The organism is Streptomyces sp. NBC_01260 (assembly GCF_036226405.1).
Taxonomy (GTDB): Bacteria; Actinomycetota; Actinomycetes; order Streptomycetales; family Streptomycetaceae; genus Streptomyces; species Streptomyces laculatispora.
In genome coordinates, this window is sequence record NZ_CP108464.1 from 2,957,046 (window position 1) to 2,975,572 (window position 18,527).

General features: G+C 70.8%; 20 protein-coding genes. 14 read left to right on the top strand and 6 right to left on the bottom strand.

The window, feature by feature from the left end; translation table 11 throughout:
• Window positions 1–180: 180 nt before the first annotated feature.
• A complete protein-coding gene (locus OG322_RS12765) occupies window positions 181–1,659 on the bottom strand; it encodes an aminopeptidase P family protein (protein WP_398911359.1) in 1,479 nt (492 codons plus the stop codon).
• 149 nt (window positions 1,660–1,808) lie between these two features.
• Between OG322_RS12765 and OG322_RS12770 the strand changes: the two genes are divergently transcribed.
• Window positions 1,809–2,792 (top strand): LuxR family transcriptional regulator, encoded by a 984-nt coding sequence (locus OG322_RS12770; RefSeq protein WP_185095373.1) that lies wholly within the window; start codon window positions 1,809–1,811, stop codon window positions 2,790–2,792.
• 22 nt (window positions 2,793–2,814) lie between these two features.
• Here the strand turns inward: OG322_RS12770 and OG322_RS12775 are convergent, their stop codons facing one another.
• On the bottom strand, window positions 2,815–3,453 hold the full coding sequence (locus tag OG322_RS12775; protein WP_123461243.1) for a PH domain-containing protein: 639 nt from the start codon (window positions 3,451–3,453) through the stop codon (window positions 2,815–2,817).
• A gap of 146 nt (window positions 3,454–3,599) precedes the next feature.
• Between OG322_RS12775 and deoC the strand changes: the two genes are divergently transcribed.
• From deoC to OG322_RS12790, 3 genes are read left to right on the top strand one after another with little or no spacing between them, the layout of a single operon-like run.
• Window positions 3,600–4,547: a deoxyribose-phosphate aldolase gene (gene deoC / locus OG322_RS12780; RefSeq protein ID WP_123462407.1), complete on the top strand. Its 948-nt coding sequence runs from the start codon at window positions 3,600–3,602 to the stop codon at window positions 4,545–4,547.
• A 5-nt stretch (window positions 4,548–4,552) separates the two neighbouring features.
• On the top strand, window positions 4,553–5,989 hold the full coding sequence (locus OG322_RS12785; protein WP_123461242.1) for an aldehyde dehydrogenase family protein: 1,437 nt from the start codon (window positions 4,553–4,555) through the stop codon (window positions 5,987–5,989).
• Window positions 5,982–6,929 (top strand): aldehyde dehydrogenase family protein, encoded by a 948-nt coding sequence (locus tag OG322_RS12790; RefSeq protein ID WP_124284878.1) that lies wholly within the window; start codon window positions 5,982–5,984, stop codon window positions 6,927–6,929. The genes OG322_RS12785 and OG322_RS12790 overlap by 8 nt, the downstream gene beginning before the upstream one ends.
• 59 nt (window positions 6,930–6,988) lie before the next feature.
• On the opposite strand, the gene OG322_RS12795 is transcribed toward OG322_RS12790, so the two are convergent.
• The gene (locus OG322_RS12795) at window positions 6,989–7,405 is read right to left on the bottom strand and encodes a hypothetical protein (protein ID WP_123461240.1); all 417 of its coding nucleotides are present in this window, start codon (window positions 7,403–7,405) and stop codon (window positions 6,989–6,991) included.
• A 75-nt stretch (window positions 7,406–7,480) separates the two neighbouring features.
• Here OG322_RS12795 and OG322_RS12800 point away from each other — a divergent pair, with 75 nt between their 5' ends.
• Window positions 7,481–8,197: a uridine kinase gene (locus OG322_RS12800; RefSeq protein WP_123461239.1), complete on the top strand. Its 717-nt coding sequence runs from the start codon at window positions 7,481–7,483 to the stop codon at window positions 8,195–8,197.
• A gap of 185 nt (window positions 8,198–8,382) precedes the next feature.
• Here the strand turns inward: OG322_RS12800 and OG322_RS12805 are convergent, their stop codons facing one another.
• On the bottom strand, window positions 8,383–9,144 hold the full coding sequence (locus OG322_RS12805; protein WP_123461238.1) for a SigE family RNA polymerase sigma factor: 762 nt from the start codon (window positions 9,142–9,144) through the stop codon (window positions 8,383–8,385).
• Window positions 9,145–9,336: 192 nt separating this feature from the next.
• Here OG322_RS12805 and afsQ1 point away from each other — a divergent pair, with 192 nt between their 5' ends.
• The 5 genes from afsQ1 to OG322_RS12830 all read left to right on the top strand — a co-directional run bounded on the left by afsQ1 (window position 9,337) and on the right by OG322_RS12830 (window position 13,117).
• Window positions 9,337–10,014: a two-component system response regulator AfsQ1 gene (gene afsQ1, locus OG322_RS12810; RefSeq protein ID WP_185095372.1), complete on the top strand. Its 678-nt coding sequence runs from the start codon at window positions 9,337–9,339 to the stop codon at window positions 10,012–10,014.
• The gene (locus tag OG322_RS12815; protein ID WP_123461236.1) at window positions 10,011–11,549 is read left to right on the top strand and encodes a sensor histidine kinase; all 1,539 of its coding nucleotides are present in this window, start codon (window positions 10,011–10,013) and stop codon (window positions 11,547–11,549) included. The genes afsQ1 and OG322_RS12815 overlap by 4 nt, the downstream gene beginning before the upstream one ends.
• Window positions 11,549–12,160 (top strand): GerMN domain-containing protein, encoded by a 612-nt coding sequence (locus OG322_RS12820; protein WP_443066594.1) that lies wholly within the window; start codon window positions 11,549–11,551, stop codon window positions 12,158–12,160. Before OG322_RS12815 ends, OG322_RS12820 begins: the two co-directional genes overlap by 1 nt.
• A 112-nt stretch (window positions 12,161–12,272) precedes the next feature.
• Window positions 12,273–12,821, top strand: a complete 549-nt coding sequence (locus OG322_RS12825) for a VanZ family protein (protein WP_123462405.1) — start codon at window positions 12,273–12,275, stop codon at window positions 12,819–12,821.
• Between the two features lie 92 nt (window positions 12,822–12,913).
• Window positions 12,914–13,117: a PspC domain-containing protein gene (locus OG322_RS12830; protein WP_123461234.1), complete on the top strand. Its 204-nt coding sequence runs from the start codon at window positions 12,914–12,916 to the stop codon at window positions 13,115–13,117.
• A 72-nt stretch (window positions 13,118–13,189) separates the two neighbouring features.
• Here the strand turns inward: OG322_RS12830 and OG322_RS12835 are convergent, their stop codons facing one another.
• Both OG322_RS12835 and OG322_RS12840 read right to left on the bottom strand, forming a co-directional pair.
• Window positions 13,190–13,504: a hypothetical protein gene (locus tag OG322_RS12835; RefSeq protein ID WP_123461233.1), complete on the bottom strand. Its 315-nt coding sequence runs from the start codon at window positions 13,502–13,504 to the stop codon at window positions 13,190–13,192.
• A gap of 135 nt (window positions 13,505–13,639) precedes the next feature.
• Window positions 13,640–14,794 carry an adenosine deaminase gene (locus OG322_RS12840; RefSeq protein WP_207319103.1) on the bottom strand — a complete coding sequence of 385 codons (1,155 nt, stop codon included), beginning with the start codon at window positions 14,792–14,794 and terminating at the stop codon, window positions 13,640–13,642.
• Between the two features lie 113 nt (window positions 14,795–14,907).
• Here OG322_RS12840 and OG322_RS12845 point away from each other — a divergent pair, with 113 nt between their 5' ends.
• The 4 genes from OG322_RS12845 (at window position 14,908) to OG322_RS41545 (ending at window position 18,526) form a co-directional block, all read left to right on the top strand.
• A complete protein-coding gene (locus tag OG322_RS12845; protein ID WP_164494391.1) occupies window positions 14,908–15,669 on the top strand; it encodes an alpha/beta hydrolase in 762 nt (253 codons plus the stop codon).
• 13 nt (window positions 15,670–15,682) lie between these two features.
• Entirely contained in the window at window positions 15,683–16,150 is a 468-nt protein-coding gene (locus tag OG322_RS12850; protein WP_329306425.1) for an NUDIX hydrolase, read from the top strand.
• A gap of 166 nt (window positions 16,151–16,316) precedes the next feature.
• Window positions 16,317–17,960 (top strand): hypothetical protein, encoded by a 1,644-nt coding sequence (locus OG322_RS12855; protein WP_329306426.1) that lies wholly within the window; start codon window positions 16,317–16,319, stop codon window positions 17,958–17,960.
• A 200-nt stretch (window positions 17,961–18,160) separates the two neighbouring features.
• Window positions 18,161–18,526 (top strand): DUF397 domain-containing protein, encoded by a 366-nt coding sequence (locus OG322_RS41545; protein ID WP_123462403.1) that lies wholly within the window; start codon window positions 18,161–18,163, stop codon window positions 18,524–18,526.
• Window position 18,527: the final 1 nt, after the last annotated feature.

Here is an 18,527-nt window from a genome sequence, read left to right on the forward strand (position 1 = left end):
GGCACTACCTGACGCGGGCCGAGAAGACCGAGTGCCCGCGCCACTGGCGTACCGGGCAGACCCCGCCGGCCCCCTGACCGGCGGACCGACGGGGAGGGCACCCTCCGCTCCGGGCGGGTGCCCTCCCCGTCAGTGCGCCGAAACCCAGCGGTCCGGAACGGAGCCCCTGGTGCGGCGCACTCAGCCGGCGAACCGGGCCATCCACGCCTCGACCTCGTCCGCCGACCGGGGCAGACCCGCCGACAGGTTCTCGTGGCCGTCTTCGGTGACGACCAGGTCGTCCTCGATCCGGACGCCGATGCCGCGCCACTCCTCGGGCACGGTGAGGTCGTCCGGCTGGAAGTACAGACCGGGCTCGACGGTGAGCACCATGCCCGGCTCCAACACGCCGTCGACGTACTCCTCGTTCCGGGCCTGCGCGCAGTCGTGGACGTCCAGGCCGAGCATGTGGCCGGTGCCCGCCATGGTGAAGCGGCGCTGGAGGCCGAGCTCGTACGCGCGGTCGGCCGGGCCCTCGATGAAGCCCCACTCGACCAGCCGGTCCGCGAGGTAACGCTGGGACGCCTCGTGGAAGTCGCGGTACGCGGCGCCCGGCTTCACGGCGGCCATGCCCGCCTCCTGGGCCTCGTACACCGCGTCGTAGACCTTGCGCTGCAAGGGTGTGAAGGTGCCGTTGATCGGGAGGGTGCGGGTGACGTCGGCGGTGTAGAGGGTGTGGGTCTCCACGCCGGCGTCGAGCAGGAGCAGGTCGCCGGGGCGCACCGGGCCGTCGTTGTCCGTCCAGTGCATGATCGTGGCGTGCTCGCCCGCCGCGCAGATCGAGCCGTAGCCGACGGCGTTGCCCTCAAGGCGGGCGCGGCGGAAGAACGTGCCCTCGATCCACCGCTCGGACGAGGCGACCGCGCGGGAGAGTTCACCGATCACATCGGTGAACCCGCGCACGGTGGAGTCGACGGCCTTGCGGAGCTCGGTGATCTCCCAGTCGTCCTTGACGAGGCGGAGATCGCTGAGCGCCTCCTCCAGTTCGGCGTCACGGTCCTCCTCGGTGGTGACGGCGTCCTCCAGGGACGGGTCGATACCGCGGACGATCCGGGTCGGCGCGCCCGAGCCGGCGGCCAGGCCGTCGGCCGCCGTGCGGACGTCGCGGCAGGGCAGACCGAGCACGAGCTCCGACTCGGCGAGCGAGCGGCGGCGGCCCATCCACAGCTCCGCCGTGGGACCGGTCCAGAACTCGTCGTTGTCCCGGCTGTCCCGCGGCAGCTGGAAGCAGTAGGCGTCATGGCCGCCGTCCGCACGGGGTTCGAGGACGAGAGCGCCGTCCCGGGCCCGGTCGCCGGTCATGTGCACATAGCCCGTGTAGGGGCGGAACGCGTAGCCGTCGTCGTTCGAACGGACCTTGAGGTTCCCCGAGGGAATCACGAGGCGCTCGCCGGGGAAGCGCGCGGAGAGCGCGGCGCGGCGGCCGGCCGCGTACGGGGCCTGCTCGCCGAGCTGGAGGTCGTGCCGCTCGGTGTCGGCCCAGCCCGTCCGCATCAATGCGGACAGTTCCTCGGAGATCCCTGAGTAGAGACCGTTCCTTCGGCCTTTCGCCATGTCTGCACCTTCTTCTGGCTGGGTTTCCTCCGCGGCGAGGGCCGGCGGAGCCGCACGTACCGGCATGCCCTGCCGGTACGGACCGGTTGCCCTCGCTGCCGCCGGTCGGCGGCGGCACCCGGACGCTATCGCGCACCGCGCGCGCCCGGTGCCAAGGAGTGCCACTGGCACGAATCGGCCAGGGTCCGGACGGGAGCCGTTGGATAATGAGGGGCATGACGAACGCGAAACTCGGCGAGGCCCTGCGGCTTCTGGGGCTCGATCACGCGGCGGGCCAGGTCTATCTGGCGCTGCTCGATCTGGCTCCCGCGCCGCTGGGCGCGATCGGCCGGGCGGCCGGTCTGGGCGGGGCGGAACTCGACGCGGCGTACGGCGCGCTGGTCGACGCCGGTCTGGCCAGCACCGCCGGGGAGGGCGAGGACGTGGTGGCCCCGGTGCCGCCGGCCGCGGGCCTGGAGATCCTGGCCCGGCACCGGGCGAGTGAGGTCGAGGAGTCACGCATCGCCGTGGGGGGCGCGTTCGAGTCGTTCCGGCGCCAGCGGCTCGCGGCGTACAACGACCATCTCGTCGAGGTCGTCACCGGCGAAGCCGTCGGCCCCCGGATTCGCCAGGCCTGGGCGAGCGCCCGCGATCAGATCCGGCAGTTCGAGTCGCCGCCGTACTTCCCCCTGCCCGGCGCCACGGACGACGCGCTGGCCACGCTCGCCCGCGGTGTGACGCAGCGCGTCGTGTACTCACGGGAGTCGCTGGAGCATCCGGGCCATCTGAAGGACGTCATCGAACCGTGCGTCAACGCCGGCGAGCAGGCCAGGGTGCTGCCGTCCGTGCCGGTCAAGCTCGTGATCATCGACGACGCGTACGCGCTCGTGTCGCTGTCGATCAAAGAGGCCGATGTGCACAACACCATGCTGGTGGTGCAGCCGTGCGGGCTGCTGTCCGCGCTGATCGCCCTGTTCGAGCAGTCCTGGCAGAACGCCCTGCCGTTCCACGGCCGCACCGCCCGGCCGGGCGGCCTGCCGCCCGGCGACCGCCGCCTGCTGTGGCTCCTGGCGGGTGGCGCGAGCGACGACGCCATCACCCGCGAGCTGGGCATCAGCCGCCGCACGCTGTTTCGCCGCGTCCAGATCCTGATGGCCCGGCTGGGCGCCGCGAACCGCTTCCAGATGGCCCTGCAGGCGCAGCGCAGCGGCTGGCTGTGAGCGGCGACGCGGCGGGCCGCTCTCAGCCGGTCGCGCCCAGCACCACCAGCAGCACCGCGCCCACCACGGCCGGCGCGATCACCTCGTACGCCCAGCGCACCGACATGACGGCGTCCCCCGCCACGGGCGTCTCGCCCGCCTGTTCGGCCAGCTCCCGCAGGTCCACCACGGCCTGGTCGGCGCCCGCGGTCAGGGCCTTGGTGGCGCGCACGTCGGCGGTCACCGACGTCTTGCCGTACGGATCGTCCATCGACTGGCGGGACTGCCGGCGGGCGGCCTTCTTGCGCTGCCGCAACGAGACCGGCACCGCCCAGAGCTGGTACTTCGTGCCCTCCTGCGTGAACAGTTCGCTGGAGTAGCTCGCCCGCACGTCCGCGACACCGGTCCAGGGCAGCGTGATCGTGCGGAACGGGTTGCGGATCCGGATGCGCCGGTCGTTGGCGAACACCGCCGGGCGCAGGGTGAAGGCGACCACCAGCGGGACCGCGGTCAGCAGCCCGGCCAGCGCCAGCCACGGCACCCGGCCCTCACCCCGGATCGCGGCGTCCAGGCCGATCCAGAGGATGAGCAGGAGCAGCAGGGCGCCCCCGACCAGCCCGGCGGGCGACCGGAAGATCCGGTCGGCGTAGGTGGGCTCGGCGGGGGGCGTGGGGCTCGTCATGGGCCCGATTCTGCCTGACGGGCGCAAGGGATGCGGGGGCGGCTTCCCCGCTGCCGTGCGCGCGGCGGTCCTGAGCCGTGCGATACACGAACGGCATGGGCCCCTGTACAGGCCGCTACGCGCGTAGATATGCTCACCTGGTGACCATGCCCACCACTGCACCCGCATTTGCCGACGCGACGGCGTCCGACGGTGCGCTGCGCCGCTTCCTGCACGGGCTGCCCGGCGTCGATGCCGTCGGCCTCGAAGCGCGCGCCGCCTCGCTCGGAACCCGTTCGATCAAGACGACGGCCAAGGCGTACGCCATCGACCTCGCCATTTCGATGATCGACCTGACGACGCTGGAAGGCGCGGACACCCCGGGCAAGGTCCGGGCGCTCGCCGCCAAGGCCGTCAACCCCGATCCCACCGACCGCACGTCCCCGCGCACCGCCGCGGTCTGCGTCTATCCCGACATGGCGGCGACCGCGGTCGCCGCGCTGGCCGGCTCCGGCGTGAAGGTGGCGTCCGTGGCGACGGCCTTCCCGGCCGGCCGTGCCGCACTCGACGTGAAACTCGCGGACGTCCGCGACGCCGTGGCCGCCGGGGCCGACGAGATCGACATGGTGATCGACCGGGGCGCCTTCCTCTCCGGCCGCTATCTGAAGGTGTACGAGGAGATCCTCGCCGTGAAGGCCGAGTGCGGCCGGGCCCGGCTGAAGGTGATCTTCGAGACCGGCGAGCTGTCCACGTACGACAACATCCGGCGGGCCTCCTGGCTCGGGATGCTGGCGGGTGCGGACTTCATCAAGACGTCGACCGGCAAGGTCGGGGTCAACGCCACGCCCGCGAACACCCTGCTGATGCTGGAGGCGGTACGCGACTTCCGTGCGCAGACCGGCGTCCAGATCGGCGTGAAGCCGGCCGGCGGCATCCGCACCTCCAAGGACGCCATCAAGTTCCTGGTCCTGGTGAACGAGACGGCGGGTGAGGACTGGCTGGACAACCACTGGTTCCGCTTCGGCGCCTCCAGCCTGCTGAACGACCTGCTGATGCAGCGCCAGAAGCTCAGCACCGGCCGTTACTCCGGCCCCGATTACGTGACGGTGGACTGATCCCCATGGCATCTGCATTCGAGTACGCACCCGCCCCCGAGTCGCGTTCGGTCGTCGACATCGCGCCCTCGTACGGCCTGTTCATCGACGGCGAGTTCACCGAGGCCGCCGACGGCAAGGTCTTCAAGACCCTCTCGCCGAGCAGCGAGGAGGTCCTCTCCGAGGTCGCCCGGGCCGGCGCCGAGGACGTGGACCGGGCCGTGAAGGCGGCCCGCAGGGCGTTCGAGAAGTGGTCGGCGCTGCCCGGCTCCGAGCGCGCCAAGTACCTGTTCCGGATCGCCCGGATCATCCAGGAGCGCTCGCGCGAACTGGCCGTCCTGGAGACCCTGGACAACGGCAAGCCGATCAAGGAGACCCGCGACGCGGACCTCCCGCTGGTCGCCGCGCACTTCTTCTACTACGCGGGCTGGGCCGACAAGCTGGACCACGCCGGGTACGGGGCGAACCCCCGTCCGCTCGGGGTGGCCGGCCAGATCATTCCGTGGAACTTCCCGCTCCTGATGCTCGCGTGGAAGATCGCCCCGGCGCTCGCCACCGGCAACACCGTGGTCCTGAAGCCCGCCGAGACGACGCCGCTGTCCGCGCTCTTCTTCGCGGACATCTGCCGCCAGGCCGGTCTGCCCAAGGGCGTCGTCAACATCCTCACGGGCTACGGGGACGCGGGCCAGGCCCTCGTCGAGCACGCGGACGTCGACAAGGTCGCCTTCACCGGCTCGACCGCCGTCGGCAAGGCCATCGCCCGGAGCATCGCGGGCACGGACAAGAAGGCCACCCTTGAGCTGGGCGGCAAGGGCGCCAACATCGTCTTCGACGACGCCCCGCTCGACCAGGCCGTCGAGGGCATCGTCACCGGCATCTTCTTCAACCAGGGCCAGGTCTGCTGCGCGGGCTCGCGGCTCCTCGTGCAGGAGTCGGTCCAGGACGAGCTGCTGGACGCCCTCAAGCGCCGGCTGACCACGCTGCGCCTCGGCGACCCGCTGGACAAGAACACCGACATCGGGGCGATCAACTCCGCGGAGCAGCTCTCCCGGATCACCGCGCTCGTCGAGACCGGCGAGGCCGAGGGCGCCGAGCGCTGGTCGGCCCCCTGCGAACTGCCCTCCTCGGGCTACTGGTTCGCACCGACGCTGTTCACCAACGTCACCCAGGCGCACACCGTCGCCCGCGACGAGATCTTCGGCCCGGTGCTGTCGGTCCTGTCGTTCCGCACGCCGGACGAGGCAGTCGCCAAGGCCAACAACAGCCAGTACGGCCTCTCGGCCGGCATCTGGACGGAGAAGGGCTCCCGCATCCTCGCGGTGGCGAACAAGCTCCGGGCGGGCGTCGTCTGGGCCAACACGTTCAACAAGTTCGACCCGACCTCGCCGTTCGGCGGCTACAAGGAGTCGGGCTTCGGCCGCGAAGGCGGCCGTCACGGTCTGGAGGCCTACCTCGATGTCTGACGGACGACTGAGTGTCTTCAAGACCTACAAGCTGTACGTCGGGGGCAAGTTCCCCCGCTCCGAGAGCGGCCGGGTGTACGAGGTGACCGACTCCAAGGGCAGGTGGCTGGCCAACGCGCCCCAGTCGTCCCGCAAGGACGCCCGCGACGCGGTCGTGGCCGCCCGCAAGGCGTTCGGCGGCTGGTCGGGCGCGACCGCGTACAACCGCGGCCAGGTCCTCTACCGCGTCGCGGAGATGCTGGAGGGCCGCCGGGAGCAGTTCGTACGGGAGGTGGCGGAGGCCGAGGGCCTCTCGAAGTCCAAGGCCGCCGCCGTCGTGGACGCGGCGGTGGACCGCTGGGTCTGGTACGCGGGCTGGACCGACAAGATCGGCCAGATCGTGGGCGCGGTGAACCCGGTCGCGGGCCCCTTCCTCAACCTCTCCACCCCCGAGCCGACCGGTGTGGTCACGGTCCTGGCCCCGCAGGAGTCGTCGTTCCTGGGCCTGGTCTCGGTGGTCGCCCCGGTGATCGCCACGGGCAACACCGCGGTCGTCATCGCCTCGGCGAACGCCCCGCTGCCCGCCCTGTCGCTGGGCGAGGTGCTGGCCACCTCGGACCTGCCGGGGGGCGTGGTCAACATCCTCTCCGGGAAGACCGCGGAGCTCGCCGCGCCGCTCGCCTCGCACCAGGACGTGAACGGCATCGATCTCACGGGCGCCGGCGCGGATCTGGCGAGGGAGCTGGAGATCGCGGCGGCCGACAACCTGAAGCGGGTGTCCCGCCCGCCCGTCTCCCGACACCACGCCGAGAAGGAAGCGAAGGGCGCGGATCGTCCACAGGCTGTGGACGGCGTCGACTGGTCCGCCGATCCGGGCACGCACCGGCTCACCGCGTTCCTGGAGACCAAGACGGTCTGGCATCCGACGGGCGCGCTGGGCGTATCGGGCTCCTCGTACTGACGGACGCGTGAGCGTGGCCCGTGCCGCCGGGAAGCCCGGCGGCACGGGCCACGTCCGTGTCAGCTGTGCAGCAGCCCCGTGATCTGCCCCACCACGGGCAGGTCCTTCAGCGCGCCGCCGCTGGTCACCGGGTCGGTGACGGCGGCCGTGGAGACCGGCTTGAAGTCGGCGATCTGCGTCCCCACCGCGTTGTCCAGCGGGTCCGTCCCCGTGCCCGCCAGCGGGTCGAGCCGCAGGTGCGTCACGGGGGCGATACCGCTGTCCAGCGAGTGGCCGAGAGCCCCGGTCACCGCGCCGCCGGCAGCGTCGGCGGCCTCACCGAGGCCGCTGTCGGCGCCCGTCGCCGACGCCAGGGGCAGCGGCGCCGCCTGGGCCGCCGCACCCCCCGCACCGAGCGCGGCTCCCACCGCGGTGACGGTCAGGCCTGCCCGCAGCAGAGCGCGGCGCCGGGACTTGGAAAGTGCGTGACGTGCCATGGATTTCCCACCTGATCGGGCCGATCGAACCATCAATCGAGTAATCGTCTGGACGCACAGCGTAGTTGAGGTGTGATGCTCGATACCAACAAGACCTCCGGGGGGTCCCCTGTGCGGGTCAATGCCTCACACTCATGTCCTGTGAGTTCCCAAGCGCTTTCGACCCGCGTCGTCCTGCTGGCCGGCCCTTCCGGCTCCGGCAAGTCCTCCCTCGCCGCCCGTACCGGCCTTCCGGTGCTGCGGCTGGACGACTTCTACAAGGAGCGCGACGACCCCACGCTGCCGCTCGTCCCCGGCAGCCCGGACATAGACTGGGACTCCGTACGGTCCTGGGACGCCGACGCCGCGGTCGCCGCGATCGAGGCACTGTGCCGCACCGGCCGCAGCGAGGTGCCGCTGTACGACATCGCCACCAGCTCGCGGACCGGGCACGAGGTTCTCCACATCGAGCGCACCCCGCTCTTCGTGGCCGAGGGCATCTTCGCCGCGGACGTCGTCGAGCGGTGCCGGTCGCTGGGGGTGCTCGCGGACGCCCTGTGCCTGCGCGGCCGCCCGACGACGACGTTCCGCCGCCGGCTGCTGCGGGACCTGCGCGAGGGCCGCAAGTCCGTACCGTTCCTGCTGCGGCGGGGGTGGCGGCTGATGCGGGCCGAGCGGCGGATCGTGGCACGCCAGGCCGAACTGGGGGCGTACCCCTGCGGCAAGGAGGAGGCGCTGGGCCGGCTGGTCGCCGCCGCCGCGGGGCGGTGCCGGACACCGGCGGCGCTCAGGGCAAGCCCCTCCGGAGACTGAGGAGCGGGGCCGCGGGGGCAGCGCCCCCGATCGGTACGCCCGGGAAGCCCGGGGCAACGCCGACGGGGCCGGACAGGACCCCCGGCCCATCCGACCCCGCGACGTTTTCCCCCGTGCGCCGCCGCCTCCCCCGAAGCAGCGGCCCCGTTCCCCCGTATCCCCGTTCCCCCGTTTCCCCCGTCGCCTCAGGCCACCAGCTCGCCGAAGGACTCTTCCTCGTCACGGCCGAAGCTGAGGACCTCGTCCTCGCGCAGCCGGCGGAGCGACCGCCAGATGCTGGACTTCACCGTGCCGACACTGATGTCGAGGATGGCCGCGATCTCCGGGTCCGTACGGCCCTCGTAGTAGCGCAGGACCAGCATCGTGCGCTGGAGCTCCGGCAGCCGCGCCAGCGCCTGCCAGAGCACGGCACGCAGCTCCGTACCGCGCATCGCGTCCGTGTCGCCCGCCGTCTCCGGCAGCTCCTCGGTCGGATATTCGCTCAGCTTGCGCCTGCGCCAGGCGCTGATGTGCAGATTGGTCATGGTGCGGCGCAGATAGCCGCCGACCGCCGCCTTGTCGCTGATCCGGTCCCACGCCCGGTACGTCGAGAAGAGGGCGCTCTGCAGCAGGTCCTCGGCCTCGAACCGGTCGCCGGTCAGGTGATAGGCGGTGGCGTACAGGGAGGCACGGCGTTCCCGGACGTAGGCCGTGAACACCGCTTCGGCGTCCTCGTCCCGCGCCGGGGCCTGCCGCTCCCCCATGGCCTCCCCGTACGTGCTTCCCCCGTTGCTCCCGCCTGTCGCGGCAGGTGCGTCGACCACCGTCATGTACGACGGGTGCTGACGCCTGCCGGCGCGTTCGCACCCCCGCCCGTTCAATGCGGCGCCGGACTTCTCGGTGGCCCGTCCGACGTCGTGGAGACGCGTGACAACTGCGCTTGCGGTGATGCTGTGAGTTGCGTTCATCTCGCGCCCCCCGTCGGTGGAGTCCGTCCGTTCCTTGTGTCAACGAGCTTGCCGGGGCAGTTTCATGGCGCTGTCCCCCAACTGTCACAGGCCTGTCACAGGGCCCGGCGCGGGTGCGATCCGGGGGTGCCGGATGCATGAGAGGGGACCAACTGTCGAACTAGGGCTCCCCCATGGGTCAGAATGACCAACGTGCCTTTCCTGTTGCTGATCGAGGACGACGACGCCATCCGCACGGCCCTCGAACTCTCGCTGTCACGCCAGGGCCACCGTGTGGCCACCGCGGCGACGGGAGAGGACGGCCTCAACCTGCTGAGAGAACAGCGGCCCGACCTGGTCGTACTGGATGTGATGCTGCCCGGGATCGACGGATTCGAGGTGTGCCGGCGCATCCGGCGCACCGACCAGTTGCCGATCATCCTGCTGACCGCGCGCAGCGACGACATCGACGTCGTGGTCGGACTGGAGTCCGGTGCCGACGACTATGTGGTGAAACCCGTGCAGGGCCGGGTGCTCGACGCCCGGATCCGCGCGGTGCTGCGCCGGGGCGAGCGCGAGTCCACGGACTCCGCGACGTTCGGGAGCGTGGTGATCGACCGGTCCGCGATGACCGTCACCAAGAACGGGGAGGATCTTCAGCTCACGCCGACCGAGCTGCGTCTCCTGCTCGAACTGAGCCGCCGCCCCGGCCAGGCCCTGTCCCGGCAGCAGCTGCTGCGGCTGGTCTGGGAGCACGACTACCTCGGTGACTCCCGGCTGGTGGACGCCTGCGTCCAGCGGCTGCGCGCGAAGGTGGAGGACGTGCCGTCCTCGCCGACCCTGATCCGTACTGTGCGGGGAGTGGGATACCGGCTGGACTCGCCGCAGTGAGCACGGCTGTGCGGCGGAGTCTGCTCGCCGGGCTCCGCTGGACCAGCCTGCGGTTGCGGCTCGTCGTCGTGTTCGCGCTGGTGGCGCTGACCGCCGCGGTGTCCGCGTCCGGGATCGCGTACTGGCTGAACCGCGAGGCGGTGCTGACCCGTACCCAGGACTCGGCGCTCGGGGACTTCCGTCAGGAGATGCAGAACCGGGCGGCCTCGCTGCCGCCCAGCCCCACCAAGGACGATCTGGAGCACGCCGCCGCGCAGATGGCGAGCAGCAGCCCCGGTTACAGCGTGCTGCTGATCGACGAGCGCGATCCGGGCAAGCCGATCGTCGGCAACTCCGACGTGGACACCTTCACCCGGGACAACGTGCCGCGGTCGCTGCAGGAGCAGGTCGCCAAGAAGCAGCCGGTCAAGGCGGGCAACAAGTACCGGTACCACCTGTTCTGGCAGCGGACCTCGATCCGAGGCACGCCGTATCTCGTCGGCGGTACGAAGATCATCGGCGGTGGCCCGACCGGCTACATGCTCAAGTCCCTGGACCAGGAGCGGCAGGATCTGAACTCCCTCGCCTGGTCGTTGGGGATCGCGACCGCGCTCGCCCTCGTCGGCTCCGCCCTGCTCGCCCAGGCCGCCGCGACGACCGTGCTGCGTCCGGTACAGCGGCTGGGCGACGCCGCCCGCAAGCTCGGCGAGGGCAAGCTCGACACCCGGCTGGTGGTGTCGGGGACCGATGAACTGGCCGATCTCTCCCGGACGTTCAACAGAACGGCGAGCTCGCTGGAGAAGAAGGTCGCGGACATGACCGCGCGGGAGGAGTCCAGCCGCCGCTTCGTCGCCGACATGTCGCACGAGCTGCGCACTCCGCTCACCGCGATCACCGCGGTCGCCGAGGTGCTGGAGGACGAGGCCGACAACCTCGACCCGATGATCGCGCCGGCCGTGCACCTGGTGGTCAGCGAGACCCGCCGGCTCAACGACCTGGTGGAGAACCTGATGGAGGTCACCCGCTTCGACGCGGGCACGGCCCGTCTCGTCCTGGACACCGTCGATGTCGCCGACCAGGTGACGGCCTGCATAGACGTCCGCGCCTGGCTGGACGCGGTGGATCTGGACGCCGAGCGCGGCATGATGGTCCGCCTCGATCCGCGCCGGCTCGATGTGATCCTGGCGAACCTGATCGGCAACGCGCTGAAGCACGGCGGTTCGCCGGTCCGGGTCACGGTACGGACCGAGGGCGACGAGCTGGTCATCGAGGTCCGCGACCACGGCCCCGGCATCCCCGAGGACGTACTGCCCCATGTCTTCGACCGGTTCTACAAGGCCAGCGCCTCCCGGCCGCGGTCCGAGGGCAGCGGTCTCGGCCTGTCGATCGCCATGGAGAACGCACACATCCACGGCGGTGACATCACCGCCGCGAACTCGCCGGACGGCGACGGCGCGGTGTTCGTACTGCGCCTGCCGCGCGACGCGGAGGCGCTGAGCCGCACCACCGAGGGTCACGACGCGGAGATCCCGGACGAGGAGGACGACGCGACGTGATGCGCAGCGAACGCCGGGGCCGACGCCCCGCCGCGGCGGTGGCCGGGGCCGCGCTCTGCGCGATACTGGCCGCGGGCTGCGGGATCAGGACGACATCGGTGCCGGTCGACGCCGGGCCCGCACCGTCCCGGGTGCCGTGCGAGATGCCCGCGCAGGACGCCACCGCCCAGCCCCGGCAGAGCATCTCCGCGGAGATCTATCTCATCTGCAACTCGCAGCTGGTCACCGTCGACCGCACGGTCCAGGTCCAGGAGGCGAAGTCCGGGAGCACCGTCGCCGCCGCCCTCCTGGCTGAGCTGCGCAAGGAGCCCCCGGGCCCCGAGCGGCAGGCGGGCTTCTCCACGGACGTCCCGGAATCCCTGCGGGTCAGCGGGCCCCGTGCGGGCGACCCGAAGGGCGCGCTGCGGCTCAGCGAGCAGCCGGAGGACCTGACAGCCGAGGCGCTGGCCCAGATCGTCTGTACGTACACGGAGAGCGAACCGCTCGTCCAGGACGGCACGGTGATGCTCGGCGGCCCCGGGAAGTACGCGCCGCGCGGCTATCTGTGCACCGCGGAGACCAAGGCCAGCCCGAAGGCCGTACCGACCCTGGGCGCGGTCCGGCTGTCCTGAGCGGTGCGGCGGTGGGGCGGGGCGGCAGCGCGTACGGGGCGGCCGGGACCGTGAGCCAGGTCTCCCCGGCAGGAGCGGAACCGTTCCTGCCGCTACCCGCGTCTTGGGGAACGTGCGTCAAGGTTCTGGCGGCCAGGCCGTCATCCGCTTCCGCGCGGTCGGAGTGTCCCTCCTCCTCGTGCATCTGCTGCTCGTCGGGTGGCTGACTCTTCGCCCGCTGGACGTGCCGTGGATGACCGCCGCCAACCTCCAGCCGTTCGCCGGCATCAAGGCGGACCTGACCCTGGGCCCGGCCGCCGCCATCCGGCGGATCGGCGGGGAGCTCCTGCTGCTGGCACCCCTGGGCGTCCTGCTGCCGATGGCCGGGGGCCGGCTCTTCGTCTCGCCGTGGGCCTCGCTCGCCCGTACCGTCGCGGCCGGGGCACTGATCTCGCTGGGCATCGAACTGGGCCAGACCGGGGTGCCCGGCCAGGTCGTCGATGTCGACTCGCTGATCCTGAACACCGTCGGCGTGGCGCTGGCCCACGTGCTGTTCGTACCGGCGTGCCGGGCGCGGCTGCGCCGCCGGAAGCACTGGCGGATCCGGGTGCTGCCCTCGGCCGCCCATGAGGTTCCTCAGGGGGCGACCCCGACGATTTCCAGGGTCGGCATCGCCCCGTAGAGCGACGCTTCGCACCGGTTCGGCGAGCCACCATGGATACATCGGGAGCACAACGGACTGCTCCCCGGCGACGGTTCGCGAAGGAGCCCACCATGGCCGCACTTGCCCGCCCCCGTGACGGACGCATGCTCGGCGGAGTGTGCGCAGCGCTGGCACGGCGCTTCGGCACCTCCGCAGGGACCATGCGCGTCATCTTCCTCGTCTCGTGCCTGCTGCCGGGACCGCAGTTCCTGCTCTACCTGGCGCTGTGGGTGCTGCTCCCCGAGGAGCGGTCGTCCACCTCCACCGCCTGGTAGTCCCGCCGCACACGCCTGTGGGCGGGCACCCCGGCCTGGGGTGCCCGCCCACAGGCGTGTGCGGTACGGGTGTCAGCGGCCGAGCGGCAGGCCGTTGGCCGACAGGCCGCCGGTCTTCAGGCCGCCCGTGGGCAGACCGCCGAGGAGGCCCTTGGCGGGGGCGGTGACGTCCTTGACGGTCTTCGCCTGGCTGGTGCCGAGGAGGCCCGTGGCGGTGTCCTTGACCGGCAGGGTCGAGGTGGCGTTCGCCAGCGCGCCGGCGACGGGCAGGGCGCTGGTCGCGGTGCCGAGCGGCAGCGCGGAGGCCGACGCGGTACCGGCGGCGGCAGCGGCGAAAGCGGCACCGACAGCGGCGACGCCGAGAGTCCTGACAGCAGACTGCTTCATATGAATGTCATCCTTGGGGAAGGGGATGTGAGCGGCTCTGCAACGTAGCCAGCACCGGGCCCGTCCCGCAAACATCGATAACACGCGAAAACGGCCGGGATTCGCCTTCCCGGCCGTTTGTCGTCACGCGTCCGATCAGCCGGCGACGGAGGTGGAAACGCTGGTCGCAGCGGTCTGCTCGAAGAGCCATTCGGACTTCAGCTCGGCGTATCCGGGCTTGATGACGTCACTGATCATCGCCAGACGTTCATCGAAAGGAATGAATGCTGATTTCATCGCATTGACTGTGAACCACTGCATGTCGTCGAGCGTGTATCCGAATGTCTCGGTCAGCTTCTCGAATTCCTGGCTCATGCTCGTACCGCTCATCAGCCGGTTGTCCGTGTTCACGGTGGCCCGGAAGTGCAGCCTGCGCAGTAGCCCGATGGGGTGCTCGGCGTACGAGGCGGCGGCACCGGTCTGAAGGTTGGAGGTCGGGCAGAGCTCCAGCGGGATGCGCTTGTCCCGTACGTAGGAAGCCAGGCGCCCCAGCTTCACACTGCCGTCCTCGGCGACCTCGATGTCGTCGATGATGCGGACGCCGTGGCCGAGCCGGTCGGCGCCGCACCACTGGATGGCCTGCCAGATCGACGGCAGCCCGAACGCCTCGCCCGCGTGGATGGTGAAGTGGTTGTTCTCGCGCTTGAGGTACTCGAACGCGTCGAGGTGCCGGGTGGGCGGGAAGCCCGCCTCCGCGCCGGCGATGTCGAAGCCGACGACGCCCTGCTCCCGGTAGCGGTTGGCGAGTTCGGCGATCTCCAGCGAGCGGGCGGCGTGCCGCATGGCGGTGAGCAGGGCGCCGACCCGGATCCGGTTGCCGTCCCGGCGGGCCCGGCGCTCGCCCTCACGGAAGCCCTCGTTGACCGCCTCGACGACCTGTTCGAGGGAGAGCCCGGCTTCCAGGTGCTGCTCGGGGGCGTAGCGGATCTCGGCGTACACGACCCCGTCCGCGGCCAGGTCCTCGGCGCACTCGGCGGCGACCCGGACCAGCGCGTCACGGGTCTGCATGACGGCGCAGGTGTGCGCGAACGTCTCCAGGTACCGCTCCAGCGACCCGGAGTCGGCGGCTTCCCGGAACCAGATGCCGAGCTTGTCCGGCTCGCTCTCCGGGAGTCCTTCGTATCCGCTCGCCGCGGCGAGGTCGACGATCGTCCCGGGGCGCAGTCCGCCGTCGAGGTGGTCGTGGAGAAGGACCTTGGGCGCACGCCGGATCTGATCCTGGCCGGGCACATTGAGGGTCGGGCTCATCATCCACGCACTCTACCGCCTACGCGCGTAGAGCGCTGCTGGGCGCCGCTCGTCGATGCGTAACAGTGACCGCGAATACGGGTGGCGTACACCTGTCCTTCTGAGACTGTTACGTCATGGCACAGCGCGCACTACCCCTGCCTGCTGCGAGGCTGGGACGGGCCGTCAGGACGGCCGGAGCACCAACCGCGGTCAGCGGTGTGGTCCTGCTGCTCCCGGACGGCGAGCCCTACTCGCACCGCCGCCCCTCCCCCCTCTCGTACGCCCGCCAGATCCCGCTGGCCCGCGCCCTGGCCCGCGCGGGCCGGGACGACGGCCTCACCGCACACGTCGTCCGCTACCGCTGCCGCGGCTGGAACACGACGGACGCGCGGCTCGCGGCGGACGCCGAATGGGCGGTGGACGAGGTGGTACGCCGCTACGGCGACGTCCCCGTCTGCCTGGCCGGCCACGGCATGGGCGGCCGCGCGGCCCTGCGCGCGGGCGGCCACCCGGCGGTCGGCGCGGTCCTCGCCCTGGCCCCCTGGCTGCCCGCCGCCCCGGACGCCGAGCCGGAGCCGGTGAAACACCTGGTCGGCCGTCAGGTCCTGCTGGTGCACGGCACCAACGACGCCCGCGCCGACCCCGAACTCTCCTTCCGCCTCGCCGAACGCGCCAAGAAGTCCAACCGCGACACCTGCCGCTTCGAGGTCCACTCGGACGGCCACTCCCTGCGTCAGCACCACACCGAAGTGGCCGCCCTGGCAGCGGACTTCATCCGCGGCTCGCTCTTCGCCCACACCTACGCCCGCCCGGTCGCCGACGCCCTGGCGGCCCCGCCGCCGCTGGGACTGCGGATGCCGCTGGCCGTAGGGTTCGGGAAGTCGCTGGGCCGATGAGGGGGCGTTGGGGATGAGTTTCCGGCTGGCCGCGTACGCGGTGTGCGTCGAGGACGGGCGGGTACTGCTCGCCCGTCACGTATCGGCGAACGGCGAGAGCAACTGGACCCTCCCGGGCGGTGGGGTCGAGCAGGGGGAGGACCCGTTCGACGCGGTGATCCGGGAGGTCGCCGAGGAGACCGGCTGCGACGCGGTGGTCGAAAGCCTGCTGGGGGTGGACTCGAGGGTGATCCCCGCGGCCGAAGCCCGCAGGGGGATCGAGCACCAGAACATCGGCGTCTTCTACCGGGTACGGATCACCGGCGGCCGGCTGCGGCCCGAGCCGAACGGCGAAATCGCCGAGTCCGTCTGGACTCCGTTTCCCGACGTCGCTTCCCTGCGCCGGTCATCCCTCATCGACGTCGGCCTCGACCTCGCACGGACCGCTCCGGCGACCGGCCACGTCGCCCCCGTCCCGGTCGGCGGCCTGGTCCAGCACTGAGAGGTCGCCCGAAAGCCTCTGAGGCACCCGTGGGTCCCACCCTCCGATTTGGGCCCTGGTATAGGCCTTTGGACACTGTCCGTGGGCCCCCGTGCCGTCGCTACGGTTCGAGCCCCGGTGGGTGTCCCGCCCCCGGTGACTCGGGCGAGCAACGACGAGGTGACACGTGAAGTGCAGCAAACGGATACGCCAGGGCGTACGCACGAGCACGGGGCAGACGGCGATCGAGTACCTGGCCATGCTGGGCGTCGTCGTCGCCGTGGTCGGTGCGATCGTCGCCGTCAGCATCGGGGGCGACATCACCGGCTCCGCGCACCAGCAGATCTGCCGCATCGCGGCGACAACGGGCGGCGGTGGCGAATGCGGCGATGACAACGCTGTCACCGACGGCGGCGGGGAGTCCCGGCCCGCCGATCCCACCGAACCGATCGAGCCCGCCTCCGCCCCCGGCGACGAACCCGGAGAACCCGGCGGCGTACCGGGCGGCAAGCCCGACGACCAGTCCGGCGACAAGCCCAGCGGCAAGCCCGACGGCAACAAGGGCAACGCGCTTCCCAGCCTGTGCTTCGAGCCGCGGGAGCGGTCATCGAACTCGTCGGTCTCGGTTCCCGGCAACGGCCCCGTCAGCACGGCAGCCGCCTGGGGGTACTCGTACCTCGTCAACTTCGTCATCGACAAGGTCAACAACGAGAAGAACAAGGAGAAGCGGGTCAAGCTGGCGCTCGACGACCTCTCCTACTGCCTCCCCGACTACAACGTCGTCATCGCGCAGCCACATGAGGGCAATCTGCAGCAGATGGACGGTGCGGCGATGATCTCGACCGTGGAGATCAGCGGTACGACCTACCGCGTCTACGCCTTCAGGACCGGCAAGTTCACCTGGGCCGACGACGCCGACCTCGGATGGAAGAACCGCGCGTTCAAGGGCGTGTTCGACGTCAGCGAGGACAAGCGCACCGTGACGTTCGACGAGCCGCCCCGTCCCAAGCGGAAGAAGGACTGGAAGCCCGGCGACGAGGGCTGCCAGATCGAGGGCCAGGAACCGCCTGACCGGAGCCGGTACTACGACACCTACTCCCCGCTGGACAACGAGGGTTCGGCCCAGGCGGTCCGACGGCTCGTGAACGACATGCGCCGCTGCTACCCCGACTACAACGTGGTCGCGATGCATTCGGAGCAGTCGTCGCACTGGGTCGAGAAGCCGGACTCGTTCATCAATGAGAGCAGGTACCGGCTGAACTCCAACGAGTACCACGACGAGGAGACCGGGAACGACATCGCCTCGGGCCGGGCCGTGTTCGACGTCTACGTCTTCGACAAGGGCAAGTTCAGCAACGACGGCGACGGCGGATACACCAACTGGGCGTACTACGGCGACGCCACCCGCGACGGCTCGGAGGCCACCTTCAAGCAGCCGGAACCCGCCGACCTGGACGCCGACTCCACCTCCACCGGAACGGAGTCGGTCAACTTCAACGACGGCGCACCGAAGTACACGGACGGCCCGTACCCCGGTACCGACTACTCCGGCAAGGTTCCGGGCGACGACGCCGAGCTGAACCAGTCGCTGATCGACGAGTACAGCCGCAGCTTCCCGGACACGAACATCATCGCGGTGAAGAACTTCAACGACCTCTCCTTCTCCGGGGTGTCCGGCCTCGAACACCTCGCGGTGGTGGACGGGGTCGACATCTTCTCCGTCAAGAACGGGACCATCGTCAACAACGGTGACGGCGGCTGGAAGAACTGGGGCTTCGCCGGCAACTTCGAGCGCGACAAGGACTCGAAGGAGGTGACGTTCAGCCGTTAGCAGCGGCGTCGCGGACGGGTCGGGGCCGGAATCGTCACGGACCGGCACGGGGGACCCCCGTACCCGTACAGACATGCCTGTACTGGTTCACCTCATGGATGTGAAAGGTGACCCTCGCTCCAGCGCTATGGGAAAATGCGCTCACAGGCGCTGAGCCACGAGGCCACTGCAAGCCTGCTGAAGCAGATGCAAGCAGCGCCATGAGCACCGAACCGGCCTGGTTCAAGAGCAGTTACAGCGGGAGCGGCGGCGACAACTGCGTGGAGGTCGCCCTGCACACCGGGGCCGTCCACGTCCGTGATTCCAAGGACACCGGCCGCCCCCACTCACCCTCTCCACCACCGCCTGGTCCGACTTCACCGCGTACGCGTCCGCCAACGGCGTCTGACACCGCGCTCCCGCGGCTCCGTTCAGCGGAGGACAGCCAGGGCCCGTCTCCCCCGGGGAGGCGGGCTTTCGTGTGTCCGCGTCGGGGCGGAACGGAATGGAACTCGATTCCGGCTTCCGGCGAAGGACAGGTGTACGACCCGAACAAGCCCAAGCCTTCGAGGTATTCAGACCGATGAA